We start from the raw sequence: 24,441 nt of genomic DNA on the forward strand, positions 1-24,441 counted from the left end.
TTGAAAACAATTCTTAGAAGTATAGTGTTAATTAAGGATGTACCACTATTATTAATCATAAAAAAAGCAAAAAAACTTTCTATTGTCTCACAAAGAATGGCTTTTTATGAACACCAAAAACCACATCTAGTATTAGATATGGTCGCAGTTGATAAGAAATACAGGGGCCAAAAATTCATGAGTCAAATGATCAGAGCGGCATTGGACGAAGCGGATAAAAGGAGAACATTCTGTGTTCTGGAGACGGAAACGATTGAAAATGTTAGAATTTATGAACACTTCGGCTTCCAATTATCATAGAGTATTGAGGTTGTAAAAGGGCAATTGACAGTTTATATCTTAATCTATGATCCGTTTCATCAAATCAAATATCAAGATTAAGGTGTGTCGATTGATTTTACTCTGCCTACTTGCCCGTCTTCAAGACGCACTTTTATGCCATGAGGGTGAAAACCTGATTTTGTCAGGATGTCTTTCACAACCCCGGCCGTCAGCTTTCCTGATCTTTGATCTTGCTTTAAAACAATCTGTACTGAAGAACCAGGCTTAATATGTTCACGATTTTGTCCGTTCATCAGTTAGACACCCATTCTTCTGCGCTGATTGTTCGTTTTCTTTGAAACCTGGCTCTTCATGTTTTTGGTCTGGTTGGATCCTTTTATGTTTGCATTTCCGTTTGCCTGTGCCTGTTTTTTACTTGCAAGCTTTTGTTTAATGGCTTCTTCTAGCGTCATTTTCTTTTCTGACATATTAAAAGACAACCTCCTTTGTAAAATAAGATGTACAGCCATTATAATATAATTCACAAAATAAAAATAGAACGGCTAAAGTCAATATTCCCCTATATTTTCTGGGAAATAGCTGCCTTCTTTCTCTTTTTTGGGAAAGTAGGTTTTTTCGCATGATAAAGTGTACAATAAGAATCTAATATAATGAATGACGGATGATAGAGTATAGAAAGAGGGTTCAAAAAGAAATGTCATTTTCAAAACTTGGAATTCGCAAAGAGGTAATGGAAACACTTAAGGCAAATGGAATCGGTACGCCTACACCTATTCAGGAAAAAGCGATTCCTGCCGTGCTTGAAGGCCTTGATGTCATAGCGAAAGCACAGACAGGAACGGGGAAAACACTTGCTTTTGTTCTGCCGATTTTAGAAAGGCTTGATCTTACGAAAGGAACTGTTCAAGCACTTATTGTGACGCCAACTCGAGAACTGGCTCTTCAAATTACAGCTGAGGTGAAAAAAATGACCGCCAGGCTGGAAGATGTGGGTGTCCTTGCTGTATATGGCGGACAGGATGTTGAACAACAGATAAAAAAACTTGGGCGCGGTGTTCACATTGTCATTGGAACACCTGGAAGACTTCTTGATCATATTAGAAGGGAAACCATTGATCTCTCGGAAGTGGGAATGCTTGTGCTTGATGAAGCAGATCAAATGCTGCATATCGGATTTTTGCACGAAGTAGAGGAAATCATTCGCCACACGTCAGATGCACGCCAGACGATGCTGTTTTCAGCCACCATTCCCGATCAGATTCGTACGTTGTCAAACAAGTATATGAAAAATCCGGAAGATATTAGAGTACAGGATACACAGGTAACGGTGAAAGACATTAAACAGCTTGTCATTGAAACAAACGATCGTGCGAAGCAGGCAGCACTCTTCCGTTTATTAGATGAGCACCGGCCGTTTCTTGCGATTATTTTCTGCCGTACGAAAAGAAGGGCAAGCAGACTGAATGATGCAATGAAATCACGCAAATATTTGGCAGAAGAGCTGCACGGTGATCTTTCTCAGGCCAAAAGAGAAAAAGTGATGAAAATGTTCCGCGAAGCTAAAATCCAATATTTAATTGCAACAGATGTTGCGGCAAGGGGAATTGATGTTGAAGGTGTTACACATGTATATAACTTCGACATTCCGCTTGACGCTGAAAGTTATATCCATCGAATTGGGAGAACCGGAAGAGCAGGCAGTGATGGTCTGGCGATCACGTTTGCTGCGCCAAAGGACTTGGAGTACTTGCACGAAATTGAAAAAGGGATCTCCATGAGACTCCAAAAAGAAAAGATGGAAATTCCATCATCAGAATATACCTCACAGCCAAAGGACAAGGATGACGAATACCGACCGAAAAAACCAAAAACAGGCAGAAGAGGTTCTCAAAATAGAGAAGGTTCTAATGTGAAAAGTGCAAAACCAAAAGCAAAAACGAATGACCGCAGCTCTTCAAGATCAAAATCACCTAGAAGCAGTAGATAAGGGGTATGGACTATGAATACTCCATGGTCAGCAGAACAAGTTGTTACAGAAACTCTCGCTAAGAAACTGATTGAAGAGGAGTTTCCTGAATTAAAACCTGTTGAGGTAAGCTTGCTTGGAAAAGGCTTCGACAATACCGTGTATGAGGTCAATAAACTTTATGTTTTCAGGTTTCCCCGCAGAGAAATTGCTGTCCGTTTATTAGAAATCGAAAAACAAATTCTGCCAAAACTTGCATCAAAAGTTGAAATGGCAATACCTGTTCCTGTTTTCTTTGGAAATCCAAGCAAGGATTATAAATGGATGTTTCTTGGTTATCACAAAGTGGCTGGAGAAACCCCTTCGGAATTAAGTGAAGTTCAAAGGATAAGCATGGCAGCACCCCTTGCTGAATTTTTGAAAACAGTTCATGATTTTCCAGCAGAAATCGCAAGAAAACATGGAGCAGAGGATGATCATTTCGGCCGCCTTGATTTGAAAAAAAGAATCCCGATGCTTCAGGCAAATATAGATAAACTAAAGCAAATTCATAAAGGTGAAATCAGCGATAAAATGCAACACTATCTCGATTCTTTATCCAAGATGGAATCTGTTTCTGCTGAACATCTAGTCCATGGAGACCTTCATATTCGCAATATTCTGATCGATAAGGACGGAGCTTTGTCAGGGATTATCGATTGGGGAGACACACATATCGGAGATCCTGCTGTAGATTTATCTATCGTTTACAGTTTGCTCCCTCCGGAGGCTAGGGAAACCTTCTTCGGAATATATGGAGAAGTAACTGAAGATACGAAAGAATTAGCCAGGTTTAAAGCGATATACACCCACTCTGTCTTAATGGTTTATGGGTATGATCTTCAAGATTTAGCGTTAGTGCAGTCAGCTGAAACATCCATTCATTTAGCTTTATTTTAAAAGGCATGTTCGTTTTTCCAGGATTAGCCTTTTTTATTCGTATTTTGTGTATCTAATCGTTAAATAACGAAAAACATAGGGTGTCTTTATTAGAAAAGAGCACGAAATCCTAATGATAGACGTGAATAAGTCTAATTTCGGAAAACAACAATCTTTTAAAACACAGCAAAATATAAATACATCCCCGCAGATAAATGGACTGCGGGGATGTTCATTTTGCTTTATTCTTATTTTGCTGCCTGCTCTGCCCATTCCTCAACGTTCCAGACTTTTGTAATCCAGTCTTCGTAAAAATCAGGCTCATGGCAAACAAGAATAACGGTGCCTTTATATGCTTTTAGGGCGCGTTTAAGTTCTTCTTTCGCAACAACATCCAAATGATTTGTCGGCTCATCAAATAGAAGCCAGTTGCTTTCGTACTGAAGCAATTTGCATAAACGTACTTTTGCCTGCTCTCCTCCGCTCAGCTGATTTAACGGGCGGGAAATGTGCTCGTTTTTCAAGCCGACGCGGGCAAGCATTGCGCGGACCTGATGCTGATCCATGCTTGGGAACGCATTCCAAACATCATCAATCGGAGTAATATTATCAGCTTTTACTTCCTGTTCGAAATAAGAAGGGAATAGGAAATCGCCTAATTGAATGGAACCGCCCAAAGGTTTTATTTTTCCTAAAATAGTTTTAAGAAGGGTGGACTTCCCAACGCCATTGCAGCCAGCGATCGCGATTTTTTCTCCGCGTTCAATCGTCATTGTAAGCTTTGGCAGAAGAGGGTGCGTATACCCGATCTCAACATCTTTTCCTTCAAATACAAACCGGCTGCTGCCCCGGGATTCTTTAAATTCAAAGGTTGGCTTCATCGCTGTCTCAGGACGGTCAATCCGCTCCATGCGGTCAAGCTGTTTTTGACGGCTTTTCGCACGGCCTGTTGTGGAATAACGAGCTTTATTTTTTGAGATAAAGTCTTCTTGTTTTTTAATAAATTCCTTCTGCTTTTCATAGGCATGAAGATGCTGATTTTTATTCATTTCTGCGAGCTCCAGGAATTTTTCATAAGTAGCAGTATACCGAGTCAGCTTGGAAAATTCCAAATGGAAAATGACATCAACAACGCCATTCATGAATTCCGTATCATGGGAAATCAGCAAAAATGCGCTTGGATATTCTTTTAGATAATGACTTAGCCATTGAATATGCTCGACATCCAAGTAGTTGGTAGGCTCGTCCAGAAGAAGAACTTCAGGCTGTTCAAGCAGAAGCTTTGCCAGAAGAACCTTTGTGCGCTGGCCGCCGCTCAGTGCCGAAACATCGCGATCCAGTCCGATTGCATCAAGACCAAGCCCGCGTGCAGCTTCCTCTACTTTTATATCTAAAGAGTAAAATCCTCCTGCATCAAGATGATCCTGAATTTCTCCCATTCTCTCGAGAAGCTCTTCCAATTCTTCTGGAGTAGCGGTACCCATTAGTGCGATAACTTCATTTAATTCTTCCTCTTTTTTATATAAAGGCAAGAAAGCGTCTCGTAAAACGTCTCTGATTGTTTTTCCTTTTGATAAAACCGTGTGCTGATCCAGGTAGCCATAATGAACTCCCGGTGTCCACTCCACTTTGCCTGTATCATGGATCAGCTCTTTCGTAATAATGTTCATCATGGTGGATTTTCCTACACCGTTTGCACCGACAAGTCCGACATGCTCTCCAGGTAAAAGTCTGAAGGAAACATCTTTAAATAAAGTCCGGTCTCCAAAGCTATGGCTTAATTTATCAATTGTAAGTAAACTCATGTTCTTTTTAACCCTCCGCTGCATTCTAAAATATTCATTCTTCCATCATACTAAACCGTCTGTTTTTAAGCTATAGCTGAAACTCCGGAAGTTTATGGGGATTTTTATAAAAAAGACAGTGTTTTCATCGATTATGATGTTCTTCATTAGGATTGTGTTTTTTCAATAATATCGCTTTGAAACTTTTCCTGAAATAATGATAGGACATACACATAAGGTGGAAAAGCTGTGTTGTTTTTGAAAGGCCGTTTTCGCAGTAATTTTTTTGAATACAAATTTCACCCGTGGATTTCCGCTGCAGGCACTTGCTTTTCGCTGCAATCAACTCAAGGTTTATAAACATTTTTCTAAAAGCAACAAACTTTACGAAAAGAGCTTTATAAAAAAAGAGATAAAAAAACAGCGATTCCGCTGCTACAGCACATGCTTATTCTTCAAATCTTTAAGCATTTTATCAATGCATCTAAGAATGGTTTGTTTGGATGTATGTGAATTTTCTTTTATTATAATACAAGTTTTACCTGTAATTCTGGTTGATAACTCTTCATGATAGGCCGCCACTATGCTCGGATCCATCACGTAGAACATTAGCCCTTTTTGCCGGCTGGCATAGCCGACCAATGGTTCTCCATCCATATAATAAACGGGAAATCCGTATTCAAATCCTTCCTTTGCTTCAGGCAATGCGGTGAGAATTTTATGCCGGAGCATCTGCATATCCTCTAAATGGATTCCTTTTGTTTTTTGAAAATAAAGCTGTACGTCGGAATGCATCAATGTACCTCACTTTCTTTAGTCAAAACACAATTCTAATCAATATGGTAACATAAAAGTACTTGGTTTAGAGGATACGCTGTGATCAGGGAAACTGACTTGGCAGTGTCTTTTGACTGGTTTACACTTAATGAAAAAAATAAATAAATAAATGATTTTAATGCAATCTTAAATAGATTGCCGGGATAGAATGAAAGCTATCTTTATCTCAAAGAAAGCGGTATCCATTTAGGTTATGGCGAGAAAACGATAAGGTTCATCGGCCCAAAAAAAAGACAAACAAAGACCATAATTGGTTTGATATGCATGAACCTGATTGGCCCTTTAATAAGTATAATTTGTGATACCATATAGTATCGAATGCAAGAGAGGAATGTGACTATGGGAAAGATTGCAGTACTGGCTGAAAAGCCTTCGGTAGGAAGAGATTTGGCGAGAGTTTTACAATGCGGAAAAAAAGGAAATGGCTATTTTGAAGGTGACCGTTATGTGGTTACATGGGCGCTTGGACATCTTGTCACACATGCTGATCCTGAAGCTTACAGTGACTCTTATAAGACGTGGAAAATGGAAGACCTTCCAATGCTTCCGAAAGAATTAAAACTCGTTGTTATAAAAAAAACAAGCAAACAATTTCAAGCTGTTAAAGCCATACTAAATCGCAAAGATGTTTCGGACATTGTCATTGCAACAGATGCAGGCCGAGAGGGTGAACTTGTTGCAAGATGGATTATTGAAAAAGCTCATGTGAACAAGCCGATTAAGCGGCTTTGGATTTCATCTGTGACAGATAAAGCCATTAAAGATGGATTTAAAAAGCTGAAAAACGGAAAGGACTATGAAAATCTATTTCATTCTGCAGTTGCCAGAGCAGAAGCAGACTGGATTGTCGGCATGAATGCTACACGTGCTTTGACGACAAAACACAATGCACAGCTTTCATCAGGCAGAGTCCAAACCCCGACACTGGCCATTATTGCTGAACGGGAAAATGAAATAAAGCAATTTAAGCCAAAAGCTTATTTTGGAATAAAAGCATCTGCAAGCAACGGATTGCAGTTAGTCTGGCAGGATATAAAGACAAAAGATATAAAAACTTTTGATAAAGATAAAATGGATTCATTGGTTAAGCAGGCTGCAAACAAAGACGCGACTGTTGTATCGGCTGATAAAACGTATAAAAAAAGCTTTTCACCTGGTCTTTACGATTTAACAGAGCTGCAGAGGGATGCGAATAAAAGATTTGGTTACTCTGCCAAAGAGACACTGTCTATTATGCAAAAGCTGTACGAACAGCATAAGGTGCTTACCTACCCGAGAACAGATTCGAGATACATTAGCTCAGATATTGTCGAAACACTGAGTGAAAGAGTGAAGGCTTGCGGTGTAAAACCATATGCAAAGGCTGCAATGAAAATCCTCCGAAAACCAATAAAAGGAAATCCTTCATTTGTGGATGACAGCAATGTAAGTGATCACCATGCTATTATTCCGACAGAAGAAACAGTGATTGCAAGTGCATTCAGCGATAAAGAAAGAAAAATTTATGATTTGGTGGTAAAGCGATTCCTTGCTGTCTTATCGCCGCCATTTGAATATGAACAAACAACGCTCACTTGCAAAATTGGTCAAGAGACATTTATTGCAAAAGGGAAAGTCATTCTTTCTCAAGGATGGAAAGAAGTATATGAATATGAAACGGAAGAAGATAAAGACGGTCTTGCTGAGCAAAAGCTGCCTCCTATAAATAAAGGAGACGTTTTGAATATCCAATCGATCACTCTGACAAAAGGGGAAACAAAGCCTCCTGCACGTTTTAACGAGGCAACTCTTCTATCTGCTATGGAAAATCCAGCTAAGTATATGTCGTCTGGAAGTGCTGATTTGAAGAAAGTGATTGGTGAAACTGGCGGACTTGGCACCGTTGCTACCCGTGCAGACATCATCGAAAAACTTTTCAACAGCTTTTTAGTTGAGAAGAAAGGAAAAGAGCTGTTTGTAACTTCAAAAGGAAAGCAGCTTTTGGAGCTGGTCCCAGAGGATTTAAGATCGCCGGCACTGACAGCAGAGTGGGAGCAAAAGCTGACACAGATCTCTAAAGGCAAGCTATCAAAACAAGCTTTCATTCAAGAAATGAAGGGGTATGCAAGAGCAGTTGTACAAGAAGTGAAAAACAGCGAAAAGAAATTCAAGCACGATAATATCACTGGGCGGAAATGTCCGGAATGCGGGAAAAATCTCCTTGAAGTGAATGGCAAAAAAGGCAAGATGTTTGTATGCCAAGACAGGGAGTGCGGGTATCGCAAAGGGGTATCACGAACAACAAATGCAAGATGTCCGGTCTGTCACAAAAAGCTTGAACTCCGGGGAGAAGGGGAAGGCCAGATCTTTGTCTGCGGGTGCGGTCATCGTGAAAAACTTTCTGCTTTTACAGAGAGGAAGAAAAAATCCCAAAACAGCAAAGTCTCCAAACAAGAAGTTTCTAAGTATATGAAAAAGCAAAATGATGAACTTTCAAATCCTGCCTTAGCAGATGCTTTGTCTAAATTAAAGTTTGATTAACATAGGAGGGCAGTCTTGGCTATGAGCTGAGGCTGCTTTTTTTTCAAATTCACAAAATTAGGAACATACAGATTTTAAGATTAATAGAAATGAATGGAAGTTTTTCAAGCCGAGTGTTTGAAAGACTTTTTTGTTTTAGCCAGTGCTGATAAGGGTATAGAAAGGTTTGAATAATTGATTGACTAACTTATCCTTAAAAAGAAAAATTTTCATTAAAGCACTTTCAATCCCAATTAATGAAAGGAATTACATAAATATGACTAAAGTATGATGAAAATGTGACATTTATTTGAACGACTGATGAAATTCTCGTGACATTTAAGAAAATGCATCATATCAGGAAGCTGGCTCTGCTAGCATATAGAAGAAAAGAAAACGAAAACATTCGTTTTTCTAGAATAATTCCTTTGTATGCTAGTTTAGCATACATTTTATCATGAATAAGTTATCAATTAGGAAGGAAGGTGAACCTGGTGTTCAAGCTGTTTAAACCACTTTTAGCGTTAGGTCTATTACTCTCTGTTTTTTTACTTGGCGGATGCAGCGAATTAATCGTTCTAGATCCGAAAGGACCTGTTGCAGCTGCACAGAGTGACCTTATTCTGTTGTCTATAGGTTTTATGCTTTTTATTCTTGCTGTTGTTTTTGTTCTGTTTACTCTCATTGTTGTGAAGTATCGTGAGCGCAAAGATAACATGGAGTATGAACCGCCGGAAATGGAAGGAAGCAAATTCCTTGAAATCGTTTGGACGGTTATTCCGATCCTTATCGTTATTGCACTCTCAATCCCTACAGTGCAAACCATTTATGCACTCGAAGAGCCTCCAGAGTCTTCAAAAGACGAAGCACCTTTAGTGATACATGCTACGTCGGTTGATTGGAAATGGATTTTCTCTTATGAAGAAGAGGGGATTGAAACAGTTAACTACTTAAACATTCCTGAAGATCGTGCAGTTGAATTTAAATTATCATCCGCTGATACGATGACAGCTTTCTGGATTCCTCAATTGGGCGGACAGAAATATGCAATGTCAGGAATGCAGACAAAGCTATTCCTTCAGGCAGATGAGCCTGGAACATATGCAGGCCGCAATGCAAACTTTACAGGTAAAGGCTTTGAAAAACACACCTTTAATGTTGAAGCAATGCCTGAAGATAAATATGAAGACTGGGTAGAGAAAACGAAAGACTCTGCACCAAAATTAACTCAGGATCAATATGATCAGCTAATGCTACCGGGTACAACCGGGAAAATGACTTTCTCTAACACTCATCTTGACTGGGTGGATCACTCGAAAGACTCTGAGTATGCAGTAAGAGTCCGCGAGCAATCTGGCTATGAACTTAACAAGCATGATGAAGTGGAGCATTTAGAAAAACTAGATCCAAATAAAGAAATGAATATCGACCATTCGAAAAAATCAGAAAGTCATTCAGGACATGGCTCAGATGAGCATGGAGAGGGACATTCTGAACAAGAATCAGAAAAACAAACTGAAGATCACTCAGAACATGAGTCAGAAAAACAAACAGAAGATCATTCAGAACACGATTCTCACTGAGAAGGGAGGAAACACCAACTATGAAATGGGATGAATTTATTGTTACTGGCGATCCGTTAATTTTAGGTGCGCAAATTTCTATTTTATTAACTTCGATTGCCATATTATTCGTACTCACATATTTTAAAAAGTGGAAATGGCTTTGGACAGAATGGATCACAACTGTCGACCATAAGAAGCTTGGTATTATGTATATCATTGCTGCAATTTTGATGTTGTTCCGCGGAGGAGTTGACGCGCTGTTAATGCGTGTTCAGCTTACGTTGCCTGGTTCAGAGTTTCTAAATTCACAGCATTATAATGAGATTTTCACAACTCACGGAACAATCATGATCATTTTTATGGCGATGCCATTCCTTATCGGATTAATGAACGTTGTTGTTCCTTTGCAAATTGGAGCCCGTGATGTGGCATTCCCTTATATTAACTCACTAAGTTTTTGGACGTTCTTTATCGGAGCGATGTTATTTAACATTTCCTTCGTAATCGGCGGATCTCCTGATGCTGGGTGGACGAGTTATACGCCTCTCGCAGGTGCAGAAGCAAGTCCCGGACCAGGACAAAACTATTACCTCCTTGGACTGCAAGTTGCCGGGATAGGTACGCTTTTAACGGGTATTAACTTTATGGTCACAATCTTAAAGATGCGTGCGCCAGGTATGACGATTATGCGTATGCCAATGTTCACTTGGACATCTTTAATCACGTCATTAATTATCGTATTTGCATTCCCGGTTCTAACAGTTGCGCTTGCGCTTATGTCGTTTGACCGATTATTTGGAACGGCATTTTTCACCCTTGAAAACGGCGGTATGCCAATGCTATGGGCGAACTTGTTCTGGATTTGGGGACATCCTGAAGTTTACATCGTAATCTTGCCGGCATTTGGTATTTTCTCTGAGATTATTTCAACATTCGCGAGAAAAACACTATTTGGCTACAAAGCGATGGTCTTCTCGATTGTTGCGATTTCCGGTCTTAGCTTTGTCGTTTGGGTTCATCACTTCTTCACGATGGGTTCAGGAGCGCTTGTTAACTCGTTCTTCTCGATTACGACAATGGCCATTGCAATTCCGACTGGAGTTAAAATATTTAACTGGCTCTTTACCTTGTATAAAGGAAGAATCAAGTTTACTGTTCCAATGCTTTGGTCATTGGCCTTCATTCCAAACTTCGTTATCGGCGGGGTAACAGGGGTTATGCTTGCGATGGCAGCAGCAGATTACCAGTATCATAATACGTACTTCCTGATTGCTCACTTCCATTACGTATTAATCGCGGGTACTGTTTTTGCATGTTTTGCAGGTTTGATTTTCTGGTATCCGAAAATGTTTGGACATAAATTGAACGAAAGAATCGGGAAAGTCAGCTTCTGGCTATTCACGATCGGCTTTAATATATGTTTCTTCCCAATGTACTTCCTTGGTTTAGCAGGAATGCCTCGACGTATTTCCCAATACGGTGAAGCAGACGGCTGGACTGGACTGAATATCGTTGCATCTATTGGTGCAATTGGCATGGCATTAGGATTTGTTGTTCTTGTTTATAACATTTACTACAGCTACCGTTACTCACCACGTGAGGAAACAGGAGACGCGTGGGATGGCCGTACACTTGAATGGGCTACGACTACCATGATTCCGCCGCATTACAACTTTGCTGTTGTTCCTGAAGTTAAAGGTCTTGATGCATTCTGGGAAATGAAGATGGAAGAAAAAGAAACAGGCAAGAAAAAAGAAGTCGAATACAAGCCGATTCATATGCCGAGTTATTCAGGCAGACCGTTTATTATGTCGGTATTCTTCTTTATCAGTGGTTTCGCATTAGTATTTGAATGGTGGATTCCAGCCATTGCAGGACTAATTGGAATATTTGCATGTATGATCCTTCGTTCATTCGAGGTAGATAACGGATTCTATGTAAGTGTTGAAGAAATTAAAGAAACAGAACAAAAAATATCTGTATAAAGGAGGCGTGAAATATGGAACATGCACATCATCATGAAGAACATGATCCAAGCATGCCTCTAGAGTATCAATCGGAAATTGGCCGAATGAATATTCTGGGCTTTTGGATCTTCTTAGGTGCTGAAATAGCGCTGTTCGCAACGCTCTTTGCCACCTACTTTGTATTAGCACCGATGACAGCAAATGGACCGCTGCCAACTGATCTTTTTAAGATCGAAGGCGTTTTGATAATGACGTTCTTGCTGTTAACAAGCAGTTTTACATGTGGTCTGGCCATTCACGAATTGCGTCGTCATAACCAAAAAGGCGTAATGTTGTGGACAATTATCACATTGGTATTAGGTTTAGGATTTGTCGGCTATGAAGTTTATGAGTTTGTAGAATATGTACACCATGGCGCTACAATGCAGTCTAGTGCAATGTGGTCTGGATTCTTCATATTGGCAGGAACCCATGGACTTCACGTCACTTTGGGGATATTCTGGATCACCTTCATCTTATTGCAAGTAAAGAAACGCGGCTTAACTCCGCAAACATCAGCGAAGCTCTTTATTTCCAGCCTTTATTGGCATTTCCTTGATGTTATCTGGATTTTCATCTTTACAGGAGTATATCTGCTCCTAATGATGGGAGGATTAAGTCCACATGGCCACTAATCAGCAAAAAACAGTACAGGCAGCAGATCACAATCACTTCCCATGGACTCATGTCATTGGGTTTGTTTCCTCTATTGTCTTAACACTAATTGCACTATGGATCGGATTATATACGAACTTTGCTTTATCTGTGAAAATAGCCGTTGTTTTCACTTTGGCTTTCATACAGGCAGGTATTCAGTTATTTATGTTTATGCATATGACAGAATCAAGCAGCGGACGAGTACAAGTAATCAATACAGTTTTTGCAATATTTGTTGCTGTGGTAACAGTACTTGGATCTGTATGGGTTATGAACGATCATTAATGTTTAAAATGCAAAACACCCTGGCATTATATAGCCAGGGTGTTTTTTCGTCTTTTCTTATTTAATAATATTTAGATTGCTTTTAGGATCAGCTTTTCTTTTAATCACTGGTTTTGCATAAATTAAGTAAGCGGCAACATGTGCAAAAACAAGATTGATAACGAATAGTGAAACGCCAAGTACGTGCATCGCCATCGTTAAATCCATTGTTGCATACATGCCGAAGTAAACCCACAGCAATAAAATAAACGGTATATGAAGAAGTGCCAGGTTTTTTCTCTGATCCCATAAGAATAACGGGGTTGCACTTACAATAAGTAAATATACGAAAAATACATCCATTTTAAAACAACTCCCTTTTTATTATCCGTGTGAACGCTTACAGTTTATTAAATGTGACAAACAAGAAAACAATTTGTGAACGTTTTGTTACAATTAGTATATCACATCAGACTTAAAATTCCAGTACTTCTAACTATTTCTTTTTATTATTTTTAGAAAATACTGATAAATTTGCTGCCTATATTTATTTTTTCTTTTATCCAGGTTCACCTATTTATAAAATCTCCACACTCACATTCCAAAATAACCTTTTATCTTATAAAAAATTGATATTTTAACTTCTTGAATTCATTAATTGACAGATAATTGATCGCTATAGTAGGATTACACTAATTTAATCAATCAAGCCTGAGTGGGGGATCTCAAAATGAGTAAAGTTTACATTTTACATGAAAACAAAGAGTGGACTGATCATCTTACGAAAAGATTGGACGAACTTGATGTGCCATATGAAGAATGGCACTTGGATCAAGGTATGGTAAATATTTCGGAAAAACCGCCAGAAGGGGTTTTTTACAATCGAATGAGTGCCTCCTCTCATACGCGAGGCCACCGATTTGCACCTGAGCTAACAGCCTCTGTGCTTTCCTGGCTGGAAAGACATAATCGGAAGGTCTTTAATGGAAGCCGGGCCATTTCGCTTGAGGTAAGCAAGGTTGCTCAATATATGACATTAAATGAACATGGCATTAAAACGCCAAAAACAATTGCTGCTGTTGGCAAAGAAGCCATTTTGAAAGCTGCAGAAGAGTTTGAAGGTCAGCCGTTTATAACCAAGCATAACCGGGCAGGGAAGGGACTTGGGGTGCAGCTATTCCATTCAATAGAGGCCTTGAAGCAATATGTAGAAGGTCCAAGTTTCGAGGAACCGGTTGACGGTATTACATTAATCCAGCAGTATATTCAAGCTCCAGAGCCTTATATTACACGCTGCGAGTTCGTAAATGGCAAGTTTCTTTACGCCGTGCGTGTCGATACGTCTGAAGGCTTTGAACTTTGTCCTGCGGATGCATGCCAAATTGGAGATTTATTCTGTCCGGTTGGAGAAGAATTACCTGAAAAACCAAAGTTTCAAATTGTAGAAGGGTTCAATGAATCAATTATTTCTCAATACGAAAACATGCTCGAAGCAAACAATATTAAGGTGGCCGGAATTGAATTCATTCGAGATGAAAAAGGAACAATTTATACCTATGATATAAACACAAATACAAACTACAACGGGGATGCTGAAGCAGCAGCAGGAAAATATGGAATGCTCGAAATCGCAAAGCTACTTAAAGCAGAGCTTGAGAAAACGACTGTATTGGTTTAGTATTTATTAAAGATTGAATAACTAAAAGCAGCTAAAAAGGAGCGGAATTTCGCTCCTTTTTTCGTTTGGATTGTTAACGATAACTAAAATCTACTCTAAATCTATTCTAATCTCTGGTCCAGTAGGTTCTCCCATTAAATATTCACTTTCCTCTTTAAAAACTAAGGAAAGACCTGAAGGCTTATCCGGCAAAGGCGGTGACACAATAAATGTGTGGGTGTAATGTCCTCATAATGTTCTCCTATCTGCAAATCCCAAAAATGTCGATTGCGAAAATGCCGACTATGGATCATTTCATCGTCAGTTTCTTCCTCCCAATCAATGTGAAAATGGACAACACTCGCATTTTCGTATTGTCGAATAAAGGTCATGGTATAAATATGGTCATCTAATTCTACTGATTTTAATATTGGCAAATGTTTTCGAAATCCATTTGGCTTACATCTCCTAATCATTCAATTCGATAAGCATCCAAAAATTCTCTTTTATAAAACGAAAAAGAAGACCCATTCCTGAGAAAGGGTCTTCTGTCTTTCTTAAAATAAAAGATGCGCAATCCCAACTATGATTGGAAGGGTAATCAATGTGCGTAGCAAGAAGATAATGACTAAGTCTTTAAAGGAAACTGGGATTTTAGATCCAAGCAGCAGTCCGCCGACTTCAGACATATAAATAAGCTGAGTAACAGATACACAAGCTATGATAAATCTGGTCATTTCACTCGTAATTTCACTTGCTAAAACAGTGGGAAGGAACATATCCGCAAATCCGACGACAAGAGTTTTGGATGCTTCCTTTGCTTCAGGTATTTGCATCAATTCCAGCAAGGGAATAAATGGCATTCCGAGCCAGTCAAAAACGGGGGTGAATTCCGCTGCCATTAAGGCCAGTGTCCCTAAAGCCATTACGATTGGAGCAACGCCCATCCACATATCAAGAATATTTTTGGCACCATCTTTGAAGAAAGAAAGTACACTTTTATTCTTGTCGGCCTGCTTCAGAGCCTGTTTGTATCCCCAGCTAAATGGTGTATATCCTTCAGGGACCGTTTCGGCTATTTTTTCATCTTGGCTATTATAGTAAGTATCATGCTTTGTAGATAATGGGGGAATTCTTGGCAGCACTAAAGCTGCAATAATTCCTGCAAAGGTTACCGTTAAATAAAATGGAACAAACATGTGTCCTAGTTTCACCTGTGAAATGACGACTAGACTGAAGGTAATCGATACAACAGAAAAGCTAGTCCCAATGATCGCAGCTTCGCGTTTTGTATAGAATCCTTCTTCATATTGCTTACTTGTAAGCAATACACCAATCGTTCCATCTCCTAGCCAGGAAGCAACACAATCGATGGAAGACCTGCCAGGCAGTCTGAATACAGGTCTCATAAATTTAGCGAGCAGCGATCCGAAAAGTTCAAGCAATCCGAAATTCAGCAATAACGGCAATAATAATCCTGCAAAAAAGAATACAGAAAATAAAATAGGAAGAAGATCGTTTAATAGAAGTCCTCCTGTATTTTCAGACCAGATCCATTCAGGTCCTATCTTGAATAAGGCAAGTACAGCAAAGATAGCTCCAAGCAGTCTCGCAATGACCCAAATCATAGGGACATCAAACAGCGTTGTAAAGAATGGGCTTCTTTTGACAAAATCAGGTTTTGCTGCCTTTGCTAAAAGAGTACCTGCTAAAGTTAGAATGATAATGACTGTCATTATGGCAGGCAGGAAATCTCCAAGCGCTTTCTGCAGGATACCAGAGAGAATAGCAATCGGGATTGTTACATCACCGTTGTATTTTATTGGCACCATAAATAATAAAATCCCTAATAAGGAAGGGATGATGAATTTTACTGTGTTTTTAGTCTGTGCATTCAATAGAAGTTCTCCTAACATATAATACATATTTATGTAACGTGTGTTATTTTAATGCAATTTGACAAAAATGCCAATGCCTTTTTGAAAATTACCTGTTTTTTCTGGTATACAATACCCATATATAGATGTTCATAATCCTATAATCTGCAATTGCATTAAAAGTTAGGTAAGATGGATAAAACGTTAATAAAGGAGTTTTGATGATGAATAAAGTAATTGATACTATTTTATCCCACCGATCGATTCGAAAGTTCGAAAATAAGACACTGAGTGATGAACAGATTAAAGTTATTGTTGAGTGTGCCCAAGCAGCTTCTACATCCAGCTTTATTCAGGCTTATTCCATCATTGGTGTGAAAAACCAGAACACGAAGCAAAGGCTGGCTGAACTGGCAGGAAATCAGCCTTATGTTGCTGAAAATGGCCACTTCTTTATATTTTGCGCTGATTTGCACCGCCATGAGGTAGTTGCCGAAATGGAGGGAGCGAACATAAACGAGACACTTGAAAGTACTGAAAAATTTATGGTCGCTTCCATAGATGCCGCACTTGCAGCCCAAAATGCTGTGATAGCAGCTGAATCTATGGGTCTTGGGGCTGTTTACATAGGAGGACTGCGTAATAACTTAAATGACGTTTGTGACCTTCTGAAAACTCCTAAGAGAGTCATTCCTCTATTTGGAGTTGCTGTCGGCTATCCTGATCAAAACCCTGATCAAAAACCGAGACTTCAGCCAGACCATATCTATCATGAGGACACATATGAATCTGATCATGATACGTACAAGCAGCAATTAGATGCTTATAATCGCCTCATCTCGTCTTATTATCATGAACGGACTAAAGGGAAAAGAACAGATACCTGGTCAAGCCAAATGGCAGCCATGCTATCTAAACCGACAAGAATGTATATGAAAGAATTTGTTGAATCAAAAGGGTTTAATAAAAGATAAGCCGGGAAAACTTACTGCGAATGGAAATATTTAAAGCGAATTAAAAGGAGCGGTGAAAAAATGGCAGAAAAAATACTCGTTGTCGTTACAACAGCAGATAAAATAACAGATGATCATAAAACTGGACTTTGGCTCTCAGAATTTGCAGAACCATATATGGAGTTCACAAATTACGGATATGAAGTCACAACTGCAAGTCCAAAGGGAGGAAACATTCCTCTTGATCCAAACAGCTTAGAAGGCGGGCAGCCTATGGAATGGTCAGAGGCAATCAGCCAGCTGAAAGAAACTGAAGTATTAGATCAAATCGACGGAGAAGAGTATGCAGCTATCTTTCTTCCTGGGGGACATGGCACCATGTTCGATTTTCCGGCTAATCAAAAATTGCAGGAATTAATCGTTCATTTCGCTGAATCAGACAAAGTAATAGGAGCCGTATGCCATGGACCTGCAGGGTTTGCAGGACCAGTTCTATCAAATGGAAAGCCTTTTGTGGAAGGGAGAAAATTGACTGGCTTCACAAATGAGGAGGAAGCAGATACGGGATTAGATCAATTCATGCCTTTTCTATTGGAGACAAAGCTGACAGAGCTTGGGGCTAAGTTTATTACAACTCCAAAATTCACAGATCATGTCGAAGTGGATGGAAAGCTGGTTACCGGACAAAATCCGCAATCCAGTGTAAATACGGCTAAAGAATTTATCCGTGTCTTAACGCAGATTAACGGAAAGTAAGATTCCAGTTTAAGACGACTAAGACTAAGATATTCTGTGAATAATGTGCTGAAAAAGACCTTAATAGGTCTTTTTTTGTTGCATTATGTTCCACGTGGAACTTTTTTTGAGGAACAATGGAAACCTTTAGTACAGAAACAAATATATTTTGACAAACTTTTCAGAAAAAGTCTAATTTGATTTATAATCATGGTATACAATGATTTCACAAAAAATGGGGTGATACGGATTGAAGATTGATGAAATCGATCGAAAGATAATAAAACTGCTAACAGACAATGGCCGCTTATCATATGTAGAAATCGGAAAAGAATTAGAACTGTCCAGAGTTGCTGTGAGGGAGCGGGTTAATCAATTAATGAATGCCGGTGTTATCGAAAGGTTCACGGTTGTGGTTAATTCTGAAAAAGTTGGAAAAGCTGTGTCAGCTTTTTTTGAGGTAGATTGCGAGCCAGCCTTTTTAATAGAAGTTGCTCAAACACTGGCAGACAATCCAAAGGTTGCAAGCTGTTATCAAAAGACAGGACCAAGCACTCTGCATATGCATGTTCTAGTTGAGGATTTCACCGCTCTTGAAAAATTTATTAATCATGAATTATACGCGTTAGAGGGAATAACGAGAGTAGAAAGCCATATCTTGCTGCGAAGGTTTAAAAGCCGGAATGGTTTAAAATTGTAGATTGCTTCATTAGTATCATTTTTTATTTTATGTAAAAAGATTGAATATTTAACTTATTCAGATATAATCGAAACTAACATGATGTTTTTACAAATGTAAATTGATTTTATCAAAATACTTAACAAAAGGATAGATTTTGGTATATATAAATACATTATGAAGGAGAGAGGTTCCATGCACTTTGATTATCTAAATCACCCATACCCATCGCAAAGACAGACCATATTTGCGAAAAATGGAATGGTTGCTACTTCTCAGCCACTTGCTGCGCAGGCAGGTCTTGATATTTTAAAGAAGGGGGGAAATGCAATTGATGCAGCGATTGCCACAGCTGCTGCGCTTACTGTGCTTGAGCCGACATCTAATGGAATTGGAGGAGATGCATTTGCATTAGTATGGACGAACGGAAGCCTTTACGGTTTGAATGCAAGCGGGCCTGCTCCTGCATCTCTATCAATTGAAGCTATGAAAGCGAAAGGGTACTCTCAGATGCCCGCTCATGGCACTGCTCCAATTACAGTTCCTGGTGCACCTTCGGCATGGACAAAACTATCAAAGCGTTTTGGACGGCTTCCATTTAGAGAGGTTCTTGCTCCAGCTATCGCATTCGCAGAAGAAGGTTATCCTTTAACACCTATTCTCGGAAAATATTGGTCTCTTGCTTATGAAAAATATAAAACAGTCCTAACTGGGGACGAATTCGAGGCATGGTTTAAGACATTTGCTCCAGATAACCGGGCTCCTAAGATTGGAGAAGTTTGGCGTTCCCCGGATCATGCCGCAACTCTTAAGGAAATTGCGGAAACAAACGGAGAAAGCTTTTATCGAGGCAGGTTAGCTGAAGAAATGACTGCTTTTATTCAAAAACATGGAGGTTACTTGTCAAAAGAAGATCTTGCAGCTTATGAGGCAGAATGGGTCGATCCTATTTCAGTGCATTACAAAGGGTATGATATTTGGGAAATCCCCCCTAATGGACAGGGAATTGTAGCTTTGCTTGGATTAAATATTATAAAAAGCATTCCTATTAATGAAAAGGAAAGTGCGGATACCTATCACAAGCAAATTGAAGCGATGAAACTCGCTTTTACAGATGGGAAAGCATATGTAACAGATCCAAAAGCAATGGAGATGACAACAGAAGAGTTATTATCTGAAAGTTATGGAGAAAAAAGGCGGCTCGAAATAGGGGATCATGCGATCGAACCGCAGCCCTATAAGCCCGCAAGAGGCGGCACCGTTTATTTAGCCGCCGCTGATGGGGAAGGAAACATGATATCATTCATTCAAAGCAACTACATGGGATTTGGTTCCGGTATCGTAATTCCTGGGACAGGAATCGCAATGCAGAATCGCGGACATGATTTTTCTCTTGATGAAACACATCCAAACGCCTTGAAGCCTGGTAAGAAAACATATCACACAATCATTCCTGGCTTTATGACAAAGAACAATCAGGCGGTAGGTCCGTTTGGAGTAATGGGAGGATACATGCAGCCGCAAGGGCATATGCAGGTTGTTATGAACACGATCGATTTTCGCCTGCATCCGCAGGCGGCTCTTGATGCACCGCGCTGGCAATGGATAGAAGGGAAAAAGATCCTTGTAGAGCCTCAATTTCCCTCTCATCTTGCTCAAGCATTAGCGAGAAAAGGACATCAAGTTCAAATAACAGTTGATACTGGTCAATTTGGACGGGGCCAGATTATTTGGAGAGACGCCGAAACAGGTGTGCTGACAGGCGGAACTGAGCCGAGGGCAGATGGATCTATTGCAGCTTGGTAACTAGAGTAAATGAGGTGATGCAGCTATGTTACAATGGAATATTTTTGTCGCATTTTTCAGATCTGGCATGCTTGGATTTGGAGGAGGTCCATCAACCATTCCGCTTGTACATAAGGAAGTGGTAGGACGGTTCAAATGGATGAATGATGAAGAATTTTCAGATGTTCTGGCTCTGGGAAATACACTTCCCGGCCCAATTGCAACGAAGATGGCTGGTTACATCGGGTATCGGATCGGAGGCTATCTTGGCATGCTGAATGCTATAATTGCAACTGTACTTCCAACCGTTTTCCTGATGATTTTTCTTCTGACAACACTAAATGCATACAAAGATGAGGCTTGGGTAAGCTGGATGTCTAAAGCTGTATTGCCTGTAGTCGCTGTTATGCTCTTGAGCCTTACATGGGACTTTGCCAAAAAATCAACTCAATCTTACGGCTGGTTTAAAAATATCATCATTATGGCAGCTGCACTTATCTGCATGGAAGTTTTCCATCTGCATCCTGGAATATTAATTGGCATCTTATTGTTATGGGCCATTTTTTATAAACCAAAAGTGCATGAGAAAACAAAGGGGACGTAATCATGATTTACTGGCATATTTTTTTGGCTTTTTTCCTGCCGGGCATCCTTGGCTATGGAGGCGGACCAGCTTCCATTCCGCTTATTGAAAAAGAAGTTGTTGATCGCTATGAATGGCAGACCGTCAGCGAATTCAGTGAGACACTTGCACTTGGGAACGCACTTCCCGGTCCAATTGCAACAAAAATGGCGGGTTTGATAGGCTATCAGCAGGGCGGATGGCTCGGGGCAGCTGTCGGATTATTCGCTACGATTGCTCCATCACTCATCCTTATGCTGATCCTCTTGAGAGTCTTAATGAAATACAAGGAATCTCCACAGGTGAAAAGGCTATCAACGATTGTCAGACCTGTAATAGGGGTCATGCTCGGTGTAATGACCTATCAATTTTTGCAAAATGCGTACATCGGCTTTGGAATTTGGCATACCTTGCTGCTCTTTGTTCTGAGCTTTTTATTGCTTGAAAAAATGAAGGTGCATCCAGCATTCGTCATTGCCGGAGCTCTTGTATATGGAGCGGTTTTTTTATCTTAAGTCCCTATCCACGCTTTAGTAAGAATGAAAATAAGAAATGCGGCCTGTACAAACCATTTCAAAAAACCCCTTGCACTGTTTTACGCAAGGGGTTTTAGGCATGCTATTCAATTGTAATGGGTTCTCCGTTATACAGGTAATCTTCTTTGCCGTTTTTAACCGCATAAGCAAAGAGCTGATACTTTCCTGGAGGGAGATTCAGGTTGTTGATTTTGCCATTCCACTTATACGTTTGGAACCCTTTTGCAACATTGTTATAAACAGCTGCATTTCCATAATAGGTTCCTAAATCTTCACTGTATACCCAGAATTGCAGTTCCTCCGCTCCGCCAGGCAGGTGAACTTCAAACTCAAAGTTATTGCCGCCAAGAGCTGTTGTTCCAAATAGCGCGACGCGAGGGTAGTCAGGCTCTTGAACGAAAAGGATGGTTGGAACTTCAGTTTCTGCTTTGCCATCACTGACTGTAAGTGTTCCTTCGTGATATCCTGGTGGAAGCTTGGAAGCATCGACGATTACGCTGAAGTTAATTTGACGTGAACTGTTAGGTTTGACCTTCAGGTTCCTTTGCGGCAAGACAGTAATGCCGCTGTTGCCATTTTTGAATTGAACGTCAAAGCTGTATGTTTTTGTTTTATTTGATTCGTTTTTAATAGTAAAGAACTCGTTTTCGTGCTGCTTGCCTTTTTCCTTAGCAAAGACACCGAAAGAATGGCTGCCGGGTGTAACAAGTGTTTTAGCATTCAAGGCATCCACAACACGAATGCTTCCGGCACCTTGTGTATTGTGCGGATACAAAATTTTATCGGGATTGTACAAATTTTTAGCTGTATTCATAAGGGCACCTTTTACATCTTCAGGATCCCAGTTCTTATGAGCCTGAAGTAAAAGAGCCGCTGTTCCAGCTACATGCGGTGAAGCCATGCTTGTTCCTTGCAGTGGTGCATATCCATATGGATCTTCTGGATTATGGGTTGGAACAGTACTGACAATATTGACTCCAGGAGCCGATACGTCCGGTTTGATCATCCACGTATCAACAACAGGTCCGCGGGATGAGAAGTCAGCAACGGTTTCATCTACTTTTTTAGCAAAAGTAAACGAGAACGTTGTTTTATTATTGCCGCTATTAAGCTGTTCAACAAGCTTAGCCCCGTCAGCAGCTGTTAATTTAACACTCGGTACGGCTAAGCCAGCTACATCCGGAACTTCACCTGCAACATTATTATAAATAACCGCTCCAATGGCACCAGCAGCTTTAGCAGCTGTAGCTTTATCAACGAATGGGATTCCGCCCCCGCGGGAGATAACAGCAACTTTGCCTTTGAAATCTTTGCCTGCAAAGTCAGCAGGCTGGCCAAGACCTGCAAACATAAGCTCAACTTCTTTTCCGCTTAAAGCAAGCAGCGCTTCATCACTAGGGAAGCCCATCACTTTAGCAGATTCATATCCTGCAAAAACGGCATTGTAAACATTGTAAGGAAGCTGGGTAGCACCTACAGAAATGGCTTCTCTTGAAGTACCTGGAGAACCGACTGTCCAATTATCAGGACCGCTGTTTCCGTTAGAAGTTACTGCAACTACACCTTCAGCCATCGCCCAATCAAGCGCAATGCTTGTAGCCCAGTCTGGGTCATTAACTGAATTGCCTAAAGACAAGTTCATCACATTTGCGCCATCTTCTACAGCTTTCTCAATTCCGGCTACAACATCTTCTGTTGAGCCGGAACCACCAGGACCAAGCACTCGATAGCCCAGCAGCTGAGCGTCCGGAGCCACGCCTTTAATTCCGCCGTCAGCAGCAACAGTTCCAGCTACGTGTGTCCCATGAATGGTTTCTTCTCCGCGAAGATCTCCTTTAGGTGTTTCTTGCGGATCATTGTCATCATCTACAAAGTCATAGCCTTTATATTTTTTGAAGCTTCCTTTAAGATCAGGATGTGTGTAATCCACCCCAGTATCAATAACGGCTACTTTAATTCCTTTCCCTGTAAAACCTGTTTCCCATGCTTCATTTGCACCTATGTAAGGAGCGCTATTTAACATTTGCGGACTGTATGCATCCTTATCAACAAGAGGTCCCGCCTTATCAAGCGTTACTTTGTACTCTACGTTTGGATAAACAGCTTTTACTTCTGGGAGCGCCAGTAGTTTTGGAATTTCATTGGCTGGTAACTCTATAGAAAAACCTGAGAAAACATGATCGTATTCCCGATTGATTTTAGCTGATTTTACTTGTTTTGCTGCTTTAGTCTTAACTCCATCACGCACTCTTTTCAGATTTTCTTTTGTTTGTGCTTTTCCGTCTTGTTTGGCTTCAGCCACAGATTTTTCTTTTAGTTCTACAATGACAGTCGTTTTCTTTGAAGATTGGATATTAAGGTCTCCATAAGTTTTTGCCAACTGAGGCTGTGCAGGTGCTTTTGTTTGAGCTGCTGCGCCGAGTCCGAATGTAGACAGTGACAGAAGAATCGCAGATGAAACAGCAATTGATTTGATGAATCCTTTTTTCATTAAAGTAATCCTCTCCCTTTTTAAAGTGCGAAGCGGCAGTACAATAATTTCCTCCTCTTTATTATTTAGAACATTACAAGTATTCAGTTAATTGTAATGATTTTCCTTGAGTATAATGGATTATTTTAGAAAAAAGAGTGTCCGTACTTTTGGCCTGTTTCACTTATCAACAGCCCTGTGCATAATTATAAAAGCGATATATATATAGTGGCGAACAATTGTACCCACACAAAATGTGGATAGAAATTGTGGATATGTTGATAACTTCTGTTGATAACTGTTGTCGGATTGTGGAATAACGTGTGAATATCTAAAAATTTACCGAATT

General features: G+C 40.0%; 23 protein-coding genes. 16 read left to right on the forward strand and 7 right to left on the reverse strand.

The features are described 5' to 3' along the window. Positions 1 to 300, forward strand: a complete 300-nt coding sequence (locus tag CYJ36_RS10600; RefSeq protein ID WP_101567244.1) for a GNAT family N-acetyltransferase — start codon at positions 1 to 3, stop codon at positions 298 to 300. A 77-nt stretch (positions 301 to 377) separates the two neighbouring features. Here CYJ36_RS10600 and CYJ36_RS10605 read toward each other — a convergent pair whose 3' ends face one another. Both CYJ36_RS10605 and CYJ36_RS23615 read right to left on the reverse strand, forming a co-directional pair. After that, entirely contained in the window at positions 378 to 575 is a 198-nt protein-coding gene (locus CYJ36_RS10605) for a YwbE family protein (RefSeq protein WP_101567245.1), read from the reverse strand. 3 nt (positions 576 to 578) lie between these two features. Beyond that, a complete protein-coding gene (locus tag CYJ36_RS23615; protein ID WP_180850235.1) occupies positions 579 to 749 on the reverse strand; it encodes a hypothetical protein in 171 nt (56 codons plus the stop codon). A 227-nt stretch (positions 750 to 976) separates the two neighbouring features. On the opposite strand from CYJ36_RS23615, the gene CYJ36_RS10610 reads away from it, so the two are divergent. Then, positions 977 to 2,269, forward strand: a complete 1,293-nt coding sequence (locus CYJ36_RS10610) for a DEAD/DEAH box helicase (RefSeq protein WP_101567246.1) — start codon at positions 977 to 979, stop codon at positions 2,267 to 2,269. Between the two features lie 12 nt (positions 2,270 to 2,281). Next, the gene (locus CYJ36_RS10615) at positions 2,282 to 3,187 is read left to right on the forward strand and encodes a phosphotransferase (protein ID WP_101567247.1); all 906 of its coding nucleotides are present in this window, start codon (positions 2,282 to 2,284) and stop codon (positions 3,185 to 3,187) included. Positions 3,188 to 3,414: 227 nt separating this feature from the next. Here the strand turns inward: CYJ36_RS10615 and CYJ36_RS10620 are convergent, their stop codons facing one another. Further along, positions 3,415 to 4,971 carry an ABC-F family ATP-binding cassette domain-containing protein gene (locus CYJ36_RS10620; protein WP_101567248.1) on the reverse strand — a complete coding sequence of 519 codons (1,557 nt, stop codon included), beginning with the start codon at positions 4,969 to 4,971 and terminating at the stop codon, positions 3,415 to 3,417. A 414-nt stretch (positions 4,972 to 5,385) separates the two neighbouring features. After that, positions 5,386 to 5,745, reverse strand: coding sequence for a DUF1801 domain-containing protein (locus CYJ36_RS10625; RefSeq protein WP_101567249.1), 360 nt, complete (start codon positions 5,743 to 5,745; stop codon positions 5,386 to 5,388). Between the two features lie 381 nt (positions 5,746 to 6,126). On the opposite strand from CYJ36_RS10625, the gene CYJ36_RS10630 reads away from it, so the two are divergent. From CYJ36_RS10630 to qoxD, 5 genes are all read left to right on the forward strand, one after another. Then, the gene (locus tag CYJ36_RS10630) at positions 6,127 to 8,307 is read left to right on the forward strand and encodes a DNA topoisomerase III (protein WP_101567250.1); all 2,181 of its coding nucleotides are present in this window, start codon (positions 6,127 to 6,129) and stop codon (positions 8,305 to 8,307) included. Positions 8,308 to 8,780: 473 nt separating this feature from the next. After that, on the forward strand, positions 8,781 to 9,869 hold the full coding sequence (gene qoxA, locus CYJ36_RS10635) for a cytochrome aa3 quinol oxidase subunit II (RefSeq protein WP_257962453.1): 1,089 nt from the start codon (positions 8,781 to 8,783) through the stop codon (positions 9,867 to 9,869). Positions 9,870 to 9,889: 20 nt separating this feature from the next. Next, the gene (gene qoxB, locus CYJ36_RS10640; protein WP_101567252.1) at positions 9,890 to 11,836 is read left to right on the forward strand and encodes a cytochrome aa3 quinol oxidase subunit I; all 1,947 of its coding nucleotides are present in this window, start codon (positions 9,890 to 9,892) and stop codon (positions 11,834 to 11,836) included. A 14-nt stretch (positions 11,837 to 11,850) separates the two neighbouring features. After that, entirely contained in the window at positions 11,851 to 12,492 is a 642-nt protein-coding gene (qoxC, locus tag CYJ36_RS10645) for a cytochrome aa3 quinol oxidase subunit III (RefSeq protein WP_101567253.1), read from the forward strand. Beyond that, the gene (gene qoxD, locus CYJ36_RS10650) at positions 12,482 to 12,799 is read left to right on the forward strand and encodes a cytochrome aa3 quinol oxidase subunit IV (RefSeq protein ID WP_101567254.1); all 318 of its coding nucleotides are present in this window, start codon (positions 12,482 to 12,484) and stop codon (positions 12,797 to 12,799) included. The genes qoxC and qoxD overlap by 11 nt, the downstream gene beginning before the upstream one ends. 57 nt (positions 12,800 to 12,856) lie before the next feature. Here the strand turns inward: qoxD and CYJ36_RS10655 are convergent, their stop codons facing one another. Further along, positions 12,857 to 13,141, reverse strand: a complete 285-nt coding sequence (locus CYJ36_RS10655; RefSeq protein ID WP_101567255.1) for a spore morphogenesis/germination protein YwcE — start codon at positions 13,139 to 13,141, stop codon at positions 12,857 to 12,859. A 367-nt stretch (positions 13,142 to 13,508) separates the two neighbouring features. Between CYJ36_RS10655 and CYJ36_RS10660 the strand changes: the two genes are divergently transcribed. Together CYJ36_RS10660 and CYJ36_RS24385 are read left to right on the forward strand one after the other, a co-directional pair. Further along, a complete protein-coding gene (locus tag CYJ36_RS10660) occupies positions 13,509 to 14,456 on the forward strand; it encodes an ATP-grasp domain-containing protein (RefSeq protein WP_101567256.1) in 948 nt (315 codons plus the stop codon). 260 nt (positions 14,457 to 14,716) lie between these two features. Then, the gene (locus CYJ36_RS24385; protein ID WP_257962454.1) at positions 14,717 to 14,848 is read left to right on the forward strand and encodes a hypothetical protein; all 132 of its coding nucleotides are present in this window, start codon (positions 14,717 to 14,719) and stop codon (positions 14,846 to 14,848) included. A 144-nt stretch (positions 14,849 to 14,992) separates the two neighbouring features. Here CYJ36_RS24385 and CYJ36_RS10665 read toward each other — a convergent pair whose 3' ends face one another. Further along, positions 14,993 to 16,267, reverse strand: a complete 1,275-nt coding sequence (locus tag CYJ36_RS10665; RefSeq protein WP_257962462.1) for a YjiH family protein — start codon at positions 16,265 to 16,267, stop codon at positions 14,993 to 14,995. A 269-nt stretch (positions 16,268 to 16,536) separates the two neighbouring features. Between CYJ36_RS10665 and nfsA the strand changes: the two genes are divergently transcribed. The 6 genes from nfsA (at position 16,537) to CYJ36_RS10695 (ending at position 21,601) form a co-directional block, all read left to right on the forward strand. Further along, complete coding sequence (gene nfsA / locus CYJ36_RS10670) at positions 16,537 to 17,286, forward strand: oxygen-insensitive NADPH nitroreductase (RefSeq protein WP_101567258.1); 750 nt, start codon at positions 16,537 to 16,539, stop codon at positions 17,284 to 17,286. Between the two features lie 60 nt (positions 17,287 to 17,346). Next, positions 17,347 to 18,021: a type 1 glutamine amidotransferase domain-containing protein gene (locus tag CYJ36_RS10675; protein WP_101567259.1), complete on the forward strand. Its 675-nt coding sequence runs from the start codon at positions 17,347 to 17,349 to the stop codon at positions 18,019 to 18,021. Positions 18,022 to 18,250: 229 nt separating this feature from the next. Then, on the forward strand, positions 18,251 to 18,700 hold the full coding sequence (locus CYJ36_RS10680; protein ID WP_101567260.1) for an Lrp/AsnC family transcriptional regulator: 450 nt from the start codon (positions 18,251 to 18,253) through the stop codon (positions 18,698 to 18,700). A gap of 174 nt (positions 18,701 to 18,874) precedes the next feature. Then, positions 18,875 to 20,485, forward strand: coding sequence for a gamma-glutamyltransferase family protein (locus CYJ36_RS10685; protein ID WP_101567261.1), 1,611 nt, complete (start codon positions 18,875 to 18,877; stop codon positions 20,483 to 20,485). A gap of 25 nt (positions 20,486 to 20,510) precedes the next feature. Next, positions 20,511 to 21,068: a chromate transporter gene (locus tag CYJ36_RS10690; RefSeq protein WP_101567262.1), complete on the forward strand. Its 558-nt coding sequence runs from the start codon at positions 20,511 to 20,513 to the stop codon at positions 21,066 to 21,068. Between the two features lie 2 nt (positions 21,069 to 21,070). Further along, positions 21,071 to 21,601, forward strand: coding sequence for a chromate transporter (locus CYJ36_RS10695; RefSeq protein WP_101567263.1), 531 nt, complete (start codon positions 21,071 to 21,073; stop codon positions 21,599 to 21,601). Between the two features lie 103 nt (positions 21,602 to 21,704). On the opposite strand, the gene CYJ36_RS10700 is transcribed toward CYJ36_RS10695, so the two are convergent. Then, positions 21,705 to 24,113 (reverse strand): S8 family serine peptidase, encoded by a 2,409-nt coding sequence (locus CYJ36_RS10700; protein ID WP_101567264.1) that lies wholly within the window; start codon positions 24,111 to 24,113, stop codon positions 21,705 to 21,707. Between the last annotated feature and the right edge of the window lie 328 nt (positions 24,114 to 24,441).

The organism is Bacillus sp. UMB0893, from assembly GCF_002858905.1.
Taxonomy (GTDB): domain Bacteria; phylum Bacillota; class Bacilli; order Bacillales; family Bacillaceae; genus Bacillus_P.